General features: G+C 60.5%; 13 protein-coding genes. 5 read left to right on the forward strand and 8 right to left on the reverse strand.

The window, feature by feature from the left end; translation table 11 throughout:
• The first annotated feature begins 16 nt into the window (after positions 1 to 16).
• Genes OTG14_RS17535 through OTG14_RS17545 form a run of 3 tightly spaced genes read left to right on the forward strand, consistent with a single transcriptional unit; the run spans position 17 to position 4,792 of the window.
• Positions 17 to 1,420 (forward strand): TolC family outer membrane protein, encoded by a 1,404-nt coding sequence (locus tag OTG14_RS17535; protein WP_024908317.1) that lies wholly within the window; start codon positions 17 to 19, stop codon positions 1,418 to 1,420.
• Positions 1,417 to 3,612, forward strand: a complete 2,196-nt coding sequence (locus OTG14_RS17540; protein WP_267215517.1) for a type I secretion system permease/ATPase — start codon at positions 1,417 to 1,419, stop codon at positions 3,610 to 3,612. Before OTG14_RS17535 ends, OTG14_RS17540 begins: the two co-directional genes overlap by 4 nt.
• Positions 3,613 to 3,622: 10 nt before the next feature.
• Positions 3,623 to 4,792, forward strand: a complete 1,170-nt coding sequence (locus OTG14_RS17545) for a beta-barrel domain-containing protein (RefSeq protein WP_267215562.1) — start codon at positions 3,623 to 3,625, stop codon at positions 4,790 to 4,792.
• A gap of 48 nt (positions 4,793 to 4,840) precedes the next feature.
• Here the strand turns inward: OTG14_RS17545 and OTG14_RS17550 are convergent, their stop codons facing one another.
• The gene (locus tag OTG14_RS17550; protein ID WP_267215518.1) at positions 4,841 to 5,578 is read right to left on the reverse strand and encodes an AraC family transcriptional regulator; all 738 of its coding nucleotides are present in this window, start codon (positions 5,576 to 5,578) and stop codon (positions 4,841 to 4,843) included.
• Between the two features lie 97 nt (positions 5,579 to 5,675).
• On the opposite strand from OTG14_RS17550, the gene OTG14_RS17555 reads away from it, so the two are divergent.
• The gene (locus OTG14_RS17555; RefSeq protein ID WP_267215519.1) at positions 5,676 to 6,095 is read left to right on the forward strand and encodes a nuclear transport factor 2 family protein; all 420 of its coding nucleotides are present in this window, start codon (positions 5,676 to 5,678) and stop codon (positions 6,093 to 6,095) included.
• Between the two features lie 2 nt (positions 6,096 to 6,097).
• Here OTG14_RS17555 and OTG14_RS17560 read toward each other — a convergent pair whose 3' ends face one another.
• From OTG14_RS17560 to OTG14_RS17570, 3 genes are all read right to left on the reverse strand, one after another.
• Entirely contained in the window at positions 6,098 to 6,616 is a 519-nt protein-coding gene (locus OTG14_RS17560) for a DUF6622 family protein (protein ID WP_024907665.1), read from the reverse strand.
• 85 nt (positions 6,617 to 6,701) lie between these two features.
• Positions 6,702 to 7,883: an aminotransferase-like domain-containing protein gene (locus OTG14_RS17565; RefSeq protein ID WP_267215520.1), complete on the reverse strand. Its 1,182-nt coding sequence runs from the start codon at positions 7,881 to 7,883 to the stop codon at positions 6,702 to 6,704.
• A 20-nt stretch (positions 7,884 to 7,903) separates the two neighbouring features.
• Positions 7,904 to 8,791 (reverse strand): LysR family transcriptional regulator, encoded by an 888-nt coding sequence (locus OTG14_RS17570; RefSeq protein ID WP_157189629.1) that lies wholly within the window; start codon positions 8,789 to 8,791, stop codon positions 7,904 to 7,906.
• Positions 8,792 to 8,888: 97 nt separating this feature from the next.
• Here OTG14_RS17570 and OTG14_RS17575 point away from each other — a divergent pair, with 97 nt between their 5' ends.
• The gene (locus OTG14_RS17575; protein WP_267215521.1) at positions 8,889 to 9,491 is read left to right on the forward strand and encodes a short chain dehydrogenase; all 603 of its coding nucleotides are present in this window, start codon (positions 8,889 to 8,891) and stop codon (positions 9,489 to 9,491) included.
• Here the strand turns inward: OTG14_RS17575 and OTG14_RS17580 are convergent.
• The 4 genes from OTG14_RS17580 to OTG14_RS17595 all read right to left on the reverse strand — a co-directional run bounded on the left by OTG14_RS17580 (position 9,485) and on the right by OTG14_RS17595 (position 14,209).
• Positions 9,485 to 10,219, reverse strand: coding sequence for a class I SAM-dependent methyltransferase (locus tag OTG14_RS17580; protein WP_267215522.1), 735 nt, complete (start codon positions 10,217 to 10,219; stop codon positions 9,485 to 9,487). The genes OTG14_RS17575 and OTG14_RS17580 overlap by 7 nt on opposite strands.
• 102 nt (positions 10,220 to 10,321) lie before the next feature.
• Entirely contained in the window at positions 10,322 to 11,701 is a 1,380-nt protein-coding gene (locus OTG14_RS17585) for an amidohydrolase family protein (RefSeq protein WP_267215523.1), read from the reverse strand.
• Position 11,702: 1 nt separating this feature from the next.
• Positions 11,703 to 12,659: a carbamate kinase family protein gene (locus OTG14_RS17590; protein WP_267215524.1), complete on the reverse strand. Its 957-nt coding sequence runs from the start codon at positions 12,657 to 12,659 to the stop codon at positions 11,703 to 11,705.
• Positions 12,656 to 14,209 carry a hypothetical protein gene (locus OTG14_RS17595; protein WP_048226635.1) on the reverse strand — a complete coding sequence of 518 codons (1,554 nt, stop codon included), beginning with the start codon at positions 14,207 to 14,209 and terminating at the stop codon, positions 12,656 to 12,658. The genes OTG14_RS17590 and OTG14_RS17595 overlap by 4 nt, the downstream gene beginning before the upstream one ends.
• Between the last annotated feature and the right edge of the window lie 11 nt (positions 14,210 to 14,220).

Raw genomic sequence — 14,220 nt, forward strand, 5'->3', positions numbered from 1 at the left:
TTATTTGGGACATGACATGGGAATGAAGATGCCTTACTGGTGGCTCTCGTGCTGCCTGATATCTGTGCCCGCTTTCTGCGCAAATCCGGCGGCAACCATCAATACCGGACAGCTTCGCGAAACGCAGGAACTCCCCTCACTCAACGGGCGCGTGGCCCCGGTAGCAGGCAACGCCGCTCCAGGTTCATTGCAGCTTGGCGAGGCCGTCAACCGCGCCGTTACCTGGCACCCGGCTATCAGCGAAGCCGTGGGCAAACTCTACCAGCAGAGCGAAGAGGTGGACGTCGCGAAATCAAAATACTATCCGCAGATTAATGCCGGCGTGGACAACGGTTATTCCCACGACGGCGATCAGAACGGCTTTACGCCGTCGCTGGTGCTTTCTCTCTCACAAATGCTCTACGACTTTGGCAAAGTAGCCAGCCAGGTGCGCGCCGAGAGCGCTGGCGTTGCCCAGCAGCAGGCCAACGTGCTGGTGAGTATCGACACCATCGCCCACGATACCGCCGTTGCCATGGTACAGGTGCAAACCTGGCAGCAGATGGTCGACACCGCCAAAGAACAGCTTGAGGCCCTCTCTTCCATCGGCACGCTGACCCGCCAGCGTAACGACGAGGGCGCCACGTCGCTCTCTGACGTGGTGCAGACCGATGCGCGTATCGAAGGCGCGCGCGCCCAGCTGATGCAGTACCAGGCCAGCCTCGACAGCGCCCGCGCCACGCTGATGAGCTTTCTCGGCTGGAACAGCCTGAACGCGATCAGCAATGACTTTCCGCAAAAGCTGGGCCGGAGCTGCGATATCGCCGAGCCGGACGACCGTCTGGTTCCCGCCGTTCTCGCTGCCTGGGCGCAGGCTAACGTCGCCCAGGCTAACCTCGACTACGCCGATGCGCAGATGACGCCAACCGTCTCACTGGAGCCGGAGGTGCGTCACTACATGAATGACCGCTATGCAGGCAGCGAAACGCGGGATCGCACCCAGTATTCCGCCTGGGTGAAAGTGCAGATGCCGCTCTATCAGGGCGGCGGCCTCACCGCCCGGCGTAACGCTGCCGGACACGCGGTGGAGGCGGCGCAGTCCACCATTCAGCGCACGCGCCTTGATGTCCGCCAGAAACTGCTGGAAGCCCGTAGCCAGGTGATGAGCCTGCAAAGCACGCTGCAAATCCAGGGCCGTCAGGAAGCCCTCAGCGCCCGCACCCGTGAGCTGTACCAGCAGCAATATCTTGACCTCGGCTCGCGCCCGCTGCTCGACGTGCTCAACGCAGAACAGGAGGTCTATCAGGCGCGCTTCACCCAGCAGCAGACCCTCGGTCAGCTGCACCAGCTGCAGCTCAACTGCCTGTATAACACCGGGCAGCTGCGTCATGCGTTCGATCTTGATAACCGCACCATCCAGACCGTGGAGATCCAGCCATGAAGCAGCGTGATATCCCGCAAGGTGAAAACATGACGGATGAGGCGCTGGCGCAGTGGGCGCAGGCCTTTGGCTTTATCGCCACGCGCTACCGCGTCGCCTGCTCGCCCGGCGCGCTGATCGCAGGCGCACCGTGGCTGAAAGGCAAACCGATGGTACCCGCCCTCACCCAGCTGGCGCGTGAGGCGGGGTTGTCGTTTCAACTGCTCACCGCTGACCAGCAGTCGATCAACAGCTGGCGTCTGCCGGTGGTGGTGGCGCTGAATGACGGCCGGGTCGGTGCGATCGAGCACTTCGACGGCGATGACACGCTGGAAGTCAGCTTTTTCGGCGATGAGACCTACACCAACCGGCTGTCGATGACGGCGATGCTGCCCGCTATCCGCCACGTTATTGCCCTGCGTCCACTCGCCGCGCTGAAGGACAGCCGCGTGGACGCCTATATTTCAAAATACCGACCGGACTGGCTCTACCGGCTGGTGATGCGCGATCTCCGCCCCTACAGCTGGGTAATGCTGGCCGCGCTGTTTATCAACGTGCTGTCGCTTTCCGGGATCGTCTTTTCCATGCAGGTCTATGACCGGGTGATCCCCGCCCAGTCCTACCCGACGCTGTACGTCCTGACCATCGGGGTGCTGATTGCCACCCTGTTTGGCTTTGTGCTGCGCGTGGCGCGCGGGCACATTATGGATCTGCTGGGCAAGCGCTCGGATATGCGCGTCTCGGATCGCGTATTCGGCCACGCGCTGCGGCTGCGCAACAGCGCGATCCCCCGCTCCACCGGGAGCTTTATCTCACAGCTGCGCGAGCTGGAGCAGATCCGCGAGATGGTCACCTCGTCCACTATCTCGACGATTGTCGACCTGCCCTTCTTTTTACTGTTCGTGGTGGTGCTGGCGATCATCGCCCCGCAGCTGGCGTGGATCGCCCCGGTCGCGGCGGTGATCATGGTCCTGCCCGGCCTGCTGCTGCAGAAGAAGCTGGCGGAGCTGGCGAAACAGTCGGCTCATGAATCGACCCTGCGCAACGCGGTGCTGGTGGAGAGCGTGCAGGGGCTGGAGGACATCAAGCTGATGCAGGCGGAAAACCGCTTTTTGCAGCAGTGGAACAGCTATATCCAGATCACCGCCGAATCCGGCCTGCGCACCCGCGAGCTGACGCAGAACCTGATTAGCTGGGGGATGACCATTCAGAGCCTGGTCTACGCCGCCGTGATTGTGGTCGGCGCGCCGATGGTGATCGACGGCACCCTGACCACCGGCTCGGTGGTCGCCGCGTCGATGCTGGCCTCCCGCATGATCGCCCCGATGGCGACGCTGTGCGGCGTGCTGGCGCGCTGGCAGCAGGTCAAAGCGGCAAAAGAGGGGCTGGACAGCATCATGCAGCTTCCCACCGAAAACCAGCGCGAGGAGACACCGATCCGCCAGGACGTGCTGCGCGGTCACTACCTGTTCGAGCAGGCGCAGTTCCGCTATCAGCCGGACGATCCGCGCATGGCGCTGCGCATTAACCGGCTGGAGATCCGGCCGGGTGAGAAAGTGGCGATCCTCGGGCGTAACGGCGCGGGCAAATCGACCCTGCTGCAGGCCATGGCGGGCGGGATGGATCTGGCAGCCGGCGAGCTGCGGCTTGATAACTTCAGCCTGCCGCATCTCGACGTCGCCGACGTCCGGCGCAACGTCGGCTTTATGACTCAGAACGCGCGTCTGTTTTACGGCACCCTGCGCGAGAACATCACCCTCGGCATGCCGCGCGCCACCGACGAAGAGATTTTCGAGGCGCTGGAGCTGACCGGTGCGGCGGGCTTCGTGCAGAAGCTGCCCAAAGGGCTGGACTACCCGATCATGGAAAACGGCGTGGGGTTATCCGGCGGGCAGCGCCAGTCGATTCTGCTGGCGCGAATGCTCCTGCGCGATCCGAATATCGTGCTGATGGATGAACCCACCGCGTCACTCGACGAGCACACCGAGCGGGAATTCATCCAGCGCCTGGGCGACTGGCTCGGGCACCGCACCCTGATTGTCGCCACGCATCGCGTCCCGGTGCTGGAGCTGGTGGAGCGCGTCGTGGTGTTGAAAGAGGGGATGCTGGTGATGGACGCGCCAAAAGCCCAGGCGCTGAACAACAGCCGTATGCAGCAACAGCAGCAGGCAGCAACCGGACGGGAGTGGAAAAATGAAAATCAGTCAGCGTGACGTGGCGGCAATGGACGATCTGGATAATGCCCTCGACTCCGAAAGCGGCTACACCGGCGCGCGTCGGATCGTGATCTTCTCGCTGCTGATGTTTGTGGTGCTGGGCGTCTGGGCGTGGTTTGGCATGCTGGATGAGGTATCAACCGGCTCGGGTAAAGTGATCCCCAGCTCGCGCGAGCAGGTTTTACAGTCGCTGGACGGGGGGATCCTCACCGAGCTGAACGTCCACGAGGGGGATCAGGTGCAGGCCGGGCAGGTGCTGGCGCGGCTTGATCCTACCCGTTCCGAGTCGAACGTCGGCGAAAGCGCGGCGCGCTACCGGGCTTCACTGGCCTCCAGCGCCCGCCTGTACGCCGAGGTGAACGATCTCCCGCTGAAGTTCCCCCCTTCGCTGGCAAAATGGCCGGATCTGATTGCCGACGAAACGCGGCTGTACAACTCGCGCCGCGCGCAGCTGGAGGATACCCAGCGGGAGCTGCGCGCCGCGTTAGATCTCGCCAATAAAGAGCTGACCATCACCCAGCGTCTGGTGAAAACCGGGGCCGCCAGCCACGTGGAGGTGCTGCGCCTGCAGCGGCAGAAAAGCGATCTGGAGCTGAAGCTCACCGACGTGCGCTCGCAGTATTACGTCCAGGCGCGCGAGGCGCTCTCCAAGGCCAACGCGGAGGTGGATATGGTTTCGGCGATCCTCAAGGGCCGCCAGGATTCCGTCACCCGTCTGACGGTAAAATCCCCGGTGCGCGGGATCGTCAAAAACATCAAGGTCACCACCATCGGCGGGGTGATCCCGCCCAACGGCGAGCTGATGGAAATTGTGCCGGTAGACGATCACCTGCTGATCGAAACCCGCCTGTCGCCGCGCGACATCGCCTTTATCCACCCGAACCAGGAGGCGCTGGTGAAGATCACCGCCTACGATTACGCCATTTACGGCGGGCTGCACGGGGTGGTGGAGACGATTTCCCCGGACACTATTCAGGACGAGGCCAAGCCGGAGGTGTTCTATTACCGGGTGTTCATTCGCACCAGCCAGGACTACCTGGTGAATAAGGCGGGCAGACATTTCTCGATTGTGCCGGGGATGATTGCCACGGTGGACATTAAGACCGGCGAGAAAACGGTGCTGGATTATCTGATTAAGCCGTTTAACCGGGCGAAAGAGGCGCTGAGGGAGCGGTAGTCAATCGCCGGGTGGCGGCTTCGCCTTACCCGGCCTACATTGTAAAGCTCAGCGGGACGTGGGGAGGGCATCAGACCGCAACATCGCCCACTGCCCCGGCGTTTTACCGGTCCATGCTCTGAAAACCTCAATAAATGCGCTGACGCTGCTGTAGCCGCAGGACAGCGCAATCCACCCTACCGGCTTCCCCGCCGCCAGCCACTCCATTGCCCGCATGACGCGTGCCAGCTGCCGCCAGTTAACAAAGTTCATTCCGGTCTGGGCACTAAACCGACGGTTGAACGTACGCACGCTCATCCCCGCACGGCGGGCATGGCTCTCGACCGTCTGGTTATCATCGACAAACTGCAGCAAATGGCTGACCACGTTCTTCAGACGCGGATCCGTCGGCACGGGAAGAGAAAAGTGAGCCTGGGGCGTCAGGGCAAGCTCATCCAGCAGCAAAGTCAGCTTTCGCGGATCGTACTCGTTCTCTGCACCACATAAACGGGAAAACAGTGCATGAGTGAGATCGTCGGGCTCGAACAGCGCGGGCGCATCGGGAAGCCCTGCACAGCAGGCGGGGTCAAGATAGATGGCGCAGCCTTCTATCGCACTTTCAGAAAAAGCGGCGTGCTGCTGACCTGGCGGGATCCAGCCGATGTGTTTTGCCGGTACGACCGAGCGCGCCTGCTGCGTCTCAATGACCAACAGACCCGTTGCAATGCGCCACAGCTGGCCGGTGCGATGACTATGCCACGGTGTTCGATACCCGCCGGGATGACGGAGCGTTTCAAAACTGACCATCTCATTTTGACCGAAAATCGTTATTCATCGACCTATTACAGAAACCACGTCTTCGGCTGTCAAGGATAATGGGGACTCAACCACATAAGGAGCCCGTATGAGCATTATCACGTCCCTGGTAGCCCAGCCTGACAACGCCGCGCAGCGCGAAAAGATGGCGTGCCTGTTAACCTGCTTATTCAACGGCGATATCGATCCGGCAGAAGTATTTACGCCCGATTACCAGCAGTTTACGGACGGTCACGCGCTTGACTACCGGGGTTTTGTCCAGCATCTGAGCCACGTCCGCTCGCAGATCCGCGCGATCGCCTTTAGCGTGGCGGAGATAGCCTGTCATGACGAACTTCTGGCTGACCGGCATATCGTGACGGTCACATATCCTGATGGTCGTCAGGCAGAGATCGAGGTTTACCTGTTTGCCGCGCTGCGTGAAGGGAAAATCTGGCGGATCCATGAAGTCACGCGAGCACTCAGCGGCGATGCTGCAGACCGCACGCTGGCACACGCGACAGAATAACGTCACTCCGCCGGGCGCGGTGCGGCACTGTTATACACGCCAATATAGCGCGCAAATTTCCCGATAAACACGCCGGCAAACACGCCGCCGGAGACGATCGCCAGCGCGCTCATGGCGGGCTGCTGCATCGTCTGGGGAGAGACCGCGCTCATCACGCCCAGCACATACTTGACCCCGAACGCCAGCATCATAAACGGCAGCGCGGTGTAGTCTGCCTGGCGGAAAAGGGTGCGCGGCGCCTCTGCGCGGGTGATAACCGCCTGCTTAATCAGGAAATACCCCAGCGCGGCCCCGGCGAGGATCCCCGCCGTCCACAATGCGACAGACCCGGGGGTTAACGTGCGGTAGACCACCAGATCGTAGATATCCCAGAGAAGAAAGATAGCGGGAATGATGGCAAGCCTCTCCAGCGTAACGGTAGCGGGCCTGCGGGCTTTAATGCCGCGAGAGATGAGGAAGATAAACAGCACCCACACCCAGACGGGCGTGTGGGTAACGACACCGATCAGAAATTCAAACATGGAACTCACCATGAACGATAGCGGCCCGTGCCGCCCTGAACGCGTATTGCGCATAACGGCAGGAAAGCCATTATGCGCAGCTCTTTTAGAGCGATTTTTTCAGGCGTTGAACCGCCTCTTTCAGATCTTCATCCGTTGGCGTCACAAATGACATGCGCAGCGTCGTTGGGTCTGGCTCATTGCAGTAGAAAAACTCGCCAGGCACAAATACTACGCCGTTGCTTAACGTTTTTTCAAGCCAGCGGGTGGTGTTACTACCATTATTCATCTTCGCCCACAGGAACATCCCGCCCTTCGGCTTGTGGAACGACATCACGTCGCCCAGCTCGGTTTCCAGCTCGGTTGCGAACGTCTGGTATTTCTGGCGATAGGCTTCGCGGATCATTTTAATCTGATCGGCCAGACGACCTGTTTTCAGGTATTCATACGTCATCAGCTGCGACAGCGTGCTGGTGTGCAGATCGGTGGTTTGCTTAAGGTTCACTACCGCGCGCTTCAGCCATTCCGGTACCAGCACCCAGCCTACGCGAGTGCCCGGCGCGAGTATTTTAGAGAAGGTCGAGGTATACACCACGTTCTCTTCATTGCCGATATCTTTGGCATGGGCAATTAACGGGCGGAAGACTTCATCGGTATAATTAATTTCGCTGTACGGATCGTCTTCAATAATCACGAAGTCATAGCGCTTCGATAATTCCACCAGCTGCTTACGGCGCGCTTCGGAAAGCGTGACGCCGCCGGGGTTACCAAACGTTGGAACGATATAGACCGCTTTGATGGCTTTCTTTGCCACCAGGGCCTCAAGCTCATCCACCTTCATGCCGTCGCCGTCGGTGCCAACGGATTCAAAATTCGCCTGCGCCAGGCCGAAGACCTGCAGCGCGGCAAGATAGGTTGGACGCTCAACCACAACGGTGTCACCCGGGTTGATTAACGCACGCGCCAGCACGTCAAGAGATTGCTGCGAGCCGGAAGTAATAACGACATCATCGGCCTTACAGGCGATACCGCGCCCCTCGCAGATGCGTTTAATTTCCTCGCGCAGTCCCGGTACGCCTTCCGTCAGGCCGTACTGGAACGCCTCGCCAAAATGCTGAGATAAGACGGCATCGGCAGCAATTTTAAGCCCTTCGTGATCGAACAGATCGGGATTAGGAATACCCCCGCCCAGCGATATCACCCCTGCCATTTTGCTATGTTTTAATAATTCACGGATGGCAGATGATTGCAGGCCTTGCGCGCTGCTGGCGAGTTTGTTTGCAGACATTCTTTGATTACCTTCTTTTTTTATATTGTGCCCAATCTTAGCAGAATATGGGCGATAAATTCCGTAAGCTTAGGCAGTTGACGTAGATCCTGACGCCACAATAAATGCACCGGCCTTGGCGCGGGCGTGAACGGCTCAAGCACGCGCACCAGCCTGCCGCTTGCCAGCTCTTCCGCCACCAGCACTTCCGGTTGCAGCAACAGCCCCGCCCCGGCCCGCGCCGCCATGCGTAAGCCGTAGCCGTCGTTACATCTTAAGATCGCATCCCGCTTCCAGCGCACCTCTCCTTCCACGCCCGGCAGCCGCCACTCGTTGCGTGCAGTCCACACCGTGTGCGAAAGACAGAGATGATCCACCAGATCGTCTGGCGTTTGCGGCGTGCCGTGTCGCGCTAAATAGTCCGGTGCGGCGCAGATCACCATGTTGTAGGGGCACAGATATTTCGCCACCAGATCGTCATTACGAACGTCACCAATGCGAATGGCCAGATCGACGCCCTCCTCCACCAGATCGACCATCCGATTGGTGAGATCCAGCTCGATGCGTACCTCCGGGTAGCACTGCAAAAAGGTGGCCGTCAGCGGGGCAATCACGCAGCCGCCAAACGACGTGGGTGCCGTGACGCGCAACGTTCCGGCAGGTGCAGCACGGAGCCGCTCGACTGCATTCTCAGCAATGGAGACCTGCTCCAGCACCCGCTTCGCCTCATCGAAATAGACGCGTCCGGCATCCGTCAGGCTCTGACGGCGCGTGTTACGCTCCAGCAGGCGGGTACCAAGCTGTGATTCCAGCAGCGCAACGTACTTGCCCACCATCACCGCCGACATCTCCAGCCGTGCCGCCGCACCGGTAAAACTGCCGCTTTCCACCACGGCAATAAACGTCTCCATGCTGCGAAGCTTATCCATATTCCAAACCCTTGGTTAGCAATCTTCTAACTTTAGCCCAGTTTATCTGCATTTTTATTTATTAAAGAATAAAGGCTCACAACAGAAGGAGTCAGCTATGAAAATCGTCATTATTGGTGCCAGCGGTACGGTCGGTCGTGCGGTAACGGAAGAGCTGAGTCGTCGCCACGAGGTCATCCGCGTCGGCCGCACGCAGGGCGACGAGCAGGTGGATATCACCTCGCAGGCGAGCGTCCAGACGCTGTTTGAGAAAATCGGTCCGGTAGATGCGATTGTGTCCGCCAGCGGTGGCCTCTATTTCGGCCCGCTCGCGACCATGAAAGACAGCGACTTCAACCAGGGCCTGCAGGATAAACTGCTCGGGCAGGTGCGCCTGGCGCTAACCGGCCAGCACTACCTGAATGAAGGCGGCTCGATTACGTTGATAAGCGGAATTGTGGCGCACGAGCCGATTGCGCAGGGCGTGAACGCCACCACGGTGAATGCCGCGCTGGAAGGGTTTGTTCGTGCGGCAGCCTGCGAACTGCCGCGCGGGATCCGCATCAACCTGATTAGCCCGACGGTCCTCACCGAATCCGTCGAGACGTACGACGGCTTCTTCCCGGGCTTCGAAAGCGTTCCCGCCGCGACCGTGGCGCAGGCCTACCGCCGCAGCGTGGAAGGCGTGCAGACCGGGCGCGTATACAAGGTCGGCTACTGATCCTTGCGGGCGGCGATCAGCACCAGCATCGGGCGCTCCGCCTCTTCGGCCAGCGCGGGCCAGGCGTCAATCTGCGCCTGCGTTGGCCCCCACTCGTTGACTTCGCTTATCGTTAATCCGGCCCTGATGAGCGCGTTAAGCGTGGTGCCCAGCGTGCGGTGGTATTTGATCACCCCGTCCGCCAGCCAGTTGCTGACGCGCTGGCCTTCGTCCTGATAACGATTCACGCCCCAGAACCGCTCGCCGCTATCGTCGGTCAGCCAGCCCTGACGGGAGGCGCAGGTGTATATTGGATGCTCCATCGAAAAGACCAGGCTGCCGCCGGGCTTAAGCGCGCGCTGAACCTTCGCAAACAGGGTATCCAGCTCCGGCAGGTAGTGCAGCGCCAGAGAGCTGTAGACCAGATCGAGGCTGTTCTCGTTGAGCTTAAGTGATTCCAGATCGCTACGCTGATAGTGAATCCGTGCGTCGTCAGTCAGTTCAGCCGCGCGGGCGAGCATCTTTTCTGAGATATCGACCCCCGTGACGTGAGCCGCGCCCAGCTCACGCGCGGCGCGGCAGAACCAGCCGTAGCCGCAGCCGAGATCGACAACCGATTTGTCGGTTAAATCCGGCAGCATGGCCTTAAGCGCAGGCCACTCCGGCGCGCCGTCCAGACCCTGAACCGAGCGCGGAAGCTGGGCGTAGCCTTCGAAAAACGCCGGGTTGTCGTAGATGTTTTGTGCCATGGCAGATCCCTCTTTAAGAATGTGACTCCCAGTATAAAGCATTGCCTGCGGCCTGATGCCCTCACCCCAACCCTCTCCCACAGGGAGAGGGAGAAATGCACATCAACCCACTACGCCCCAGACCAGATTTCCCTTATGGAACGTTGCGGTACGCGGGGAAATACGCGCCACGGCTTCGGCGGAACAGGAGGCATCCACCAGCACAAAGCTGGCGTCATCCTGCGCTTTCGGCCACACGCGCTCGCCTTTGTCGTTCAGCGGCAGCACGTCGCCGGTCGCAATCCCCAGCGCGCGGGAGAGCGTCTGCTCGTTTGGGCGAATATAGAGCTGCGCATAGAGATTCGCTTTCTCCAGCATGTCCCCCAGACCGTACGGCGACCAGTGGTCGATTACGCTGTCGGTCCCCGTCATCACAAACACGCCCTTCTCGCGCAGCTGCTTCAGCGGCATATGCAGGGTGCCAATCGGCACGGTGGAGGCGATGGTCACCTGCTGCGCCGCCATGCGGGTGGCGATATCATCCACCTGCTGCTCGTTGAGCGTCGCCAGCGCGAAGGCATGGCTGATGGTGAGTTTCCCCTTCAGCTCCGGCGTTTTCTCCACGGTTTCGACCATGTAGTTCACCGCCGCCACGCCCGCCGGGCTGGTTTCGTGCAGGTGAATATCCACCCCTTTGTCGTAGTCCAGCGCAATCTGGAACATCAGATCGAGAGATTTCTCCATCGCGCCGTCAACGTTGGTTGGATCCAGCCCGCCCACGTAGTGCGCCCCGGCCTGCATCGCTTCGCGCATCAGCTTTTCAGAATTCGACAGCAGCAGCCCGTGCTGCGGGAAGGCGACGATTTCGCAGTCAAAACCAGATTTGCGGCGCGCCAGCACCGCCTGCAGGTTTTCCAGGTTTTTCAGGCCGGAAACCGGCTCAATGTTGCAGTGGCTGCGGGCGATGGTGGAGCCTTTCGACTGGATCAGGTCGATCAGCTTTTCCGCCCGCTCCTGGGTGTAGGGCTGCAGCTCCGGCAGCAGCTTCTGCTCAAGGCGGATCATGTCCTGAATCGTGGTGCCCGCCGGGCGGTTCAGGGATCGCCACGGGCCGCCGTAGAAGGTTTTATCCAGATGGATGTGCATGTCGCGCATCGCCGGGAGCATCAGCTTGTTGCCCGCATCGTAGTGAGGCAGCGAGGCGTCGGCGTGGCGCTTGTTGTCGCGCAGGGCGACGATCTTCCCGTCCTTGATTTCCAGCGTTTTCAGCTCGGTGCGGGTGCTCGTCGCCACGCCGCCGTCGACGTTAAACCCGGCTTCGAGCAGCACGTTGTCCAGATAGTAATGTTTCGCGGTGATATTCACAGGCTTACCGGTCTCGCAGAGTGGCTTTGCGGAGTCAGCAGCATACGCGACGGATCCGGTCGCGCCAAACAGCGCGCAGGCGGTGACCATTTTGCCGCTCTGGCTGATAAATTCACGGCGGCTTTTGTTTTCACTCATCTTATCTTCCTTCATTCAAAATATGGGTACCGGTTTCCCCGCGCAGCGCGGCGGGCAGGCAGTCCGGCGAGGTGATAATCACGCGTTTGCCGCCGTGGTATAAAAATTCCAGCGAAGCGACGATTTTGGGCAGCATGCTTCCTGCCGGGAAGTGGCCTTCCTCCATATAACGCCTCATCTGCGCCACGTTAACGGTGTCCAGCGCCTGCTGGTTTGGCTTGCCGAAGTTGACGCATACCTTTTCCACGCCGGTGGTAATCACCAGCACGTCGGCGCCAATCTCCCGCGCCAGCAGCGCGGTGGAGAGATCTTTATCAATCACCGCGTCGACGCTCTGGTAATCCCCCTGTTCGCTGCGCACGACCGGGATCCCGCCGCCGCCCGCGCCGATGACGACATACCCTTTTTGGGTCAGCGTCTTAATGGCACCCGCCTCAACAATCCGCAGCGGCTGCGGTGAAGCCACCACGCGGCGATATCCCCGGCCCGAATCCTCAACAAAGTGCCAGTCCGGGTGCGTGCGCTGCAGCTCGTCGCGCTGTACCTCGCTGAAGAACGCGCCGATCGGTTTCGTCGGGTGCGTAAAACCGGGATCGTTTTTATCCACCTCCACCTGCGTGACGACCGTGACCGCTTTTTGCTCCCCGCGCGCGGCAAGGCGGTTGTTCAGCGCCTGCTGAATGAGGTAGCCGATGCCGCCCTGGGTGTCCGCCACGCAGTTTGCCAGCGGCGTGAGGGGAAGCCCTTCCCGCTCGTGGGCGATTTCGGCGCGGCGCAGATCCAGTCCCACCTGCGGACCGTTGCCGTGGGTGAGCACGATGTCATAGTCGGAGGCCAGCATTTCGAGCACCGACTCTGCCACCGCTTTAACCGCCTGCGCCTGATGTTCAATCGACTGGCTGGCGTTGTCTTTGATAATGCTGTTGCCGCCAATGGCGACGACCATAAGCTCTTTCATACGTGCTCCTTCGCAACGGTACCCGGCTCAGCGCTCGCCGCTTCGCGGCTATCCAGCACATGCTTCACCACAAACATGCCGCCCATCATCAGATATGCGGTGACGAACATCAGCGAACTGCCTTCGGCAAAGCCCACGACCGGCGCGTGGATCACCCCGAACAGCGCCAGCAGTGCCCCACCCGCAGCCGCAACGGCGCCGCGCAGCGGTTTGTTGATGATGGCGAAAATGGCGATACAGCCCCACAGCATGCTGGCGAGCGGTGCCCCGTTCCCCAGATGGACTAATCCTTCGTAGTAGATCCCTTTGCTGTGCAGCACGTCGGTACCGATTTTGGCGGCATTCGTGCCCGCCGCCCCCATCACGCTGTTCATCATGGTTAGCGCCCAGTTGGCGATCCACGGGAACAGACAGATGAAGATGACGGGTACCTCTACTTTGGGCGTTTCCCTCACCACCTGGTTGGCGGTGACCACGCCGATAAACACCAGAATCGGCACGATGGCGGTCATCGGAATGATGGCGAGCATAAACGCCCCCAGCCCGAACAGCGGCACGATGAACATGGTTACGCCGGAGGCCAGCGTGTAGCCGATGCTCGCGCCCATCGCTTTCCAGCCGGGATGGCCGACGTAGACCGTCACCGGGAACGGGTTCCCCATCAGGCAACCGAGCATGGAGGCCAGACCGTTTGCCAGCATCACCTTGCGCGTCGGGTATTCATCCCCCGCCGCGTGAGCGCTTTCGATGTTTTCCAGGTCAAAGATGTAGTTCGCCAGCCCCAGCGGCACGGCAGAGGCAAGATACGGCAGCGCGTGCGGCAGGCCCTGCAGGAAGCCCTCCACGTGCACCTGCGGCGGGTTAAAGCCGAAGGATGACATGGACGCTTTAATCGCTTCCGGGCTCTGCAGGCCGGAGATCCACGCCAGTGCGGTACCGGCTATCAGCAGCAGCAGGCCGGTCGGGATGCGGGCGAAAATCGGCTTTTTACCAAACCAGTTAATGAAGATCAGCAGCAGCACGATAAACGACACTGTCGGCGCCTCGAACGCCTGCAGCATCGGGTTCATCGCCAGCAGCAGTAGACCCAAACCGGACAGGCACGACAGCAGCACGGTGCGCGGGATCATCTTGCGGATGGTTTCCCCTAAAAACGAGCCGCCCGCGAGGATCATCGCCTCAACAAAGCACCACACCAGGCCAATCTGGATGGCAAACTCCGCATCACCGGTCTGCTGATAAACCGGCATCAGCACCAGGAAGGTCACGGTAAAAATTGACGGCGCGCTCGGGCCGGACGGCAGCGCGGTGACGTCCGTTCGTCCGGTGGCGCGCGCCATCTGCATGCCGAACCAGGCATAGCAAATACTCGCGGTCAGCACCGCCAGCCCGAAGGCCGGCGCGATGCGTCCATAAACAATCTCCTTCGGGATGCCGACGACAAAAATGAGCAGCCCCATCATGGTCAGCAAATTGGTCAGGTTGTTGGTCATCAACCCGAAATACGCCGCCCAGTCACCTCTTTTCCACTCCAGCTTCATGTTTTTCATGGATGCTTGCC

It is taken from the genome of Enterobacter pseudoroggenkampii (assembly GCF_026420145.1).
Classification (GTDB): Bacteria; Pseudomonadota; Gammaproteobacteria; order Enterobacterales; family Enterobacteriaceae; genus Enterobacter; species Enterobacter pseudoroggenkampii.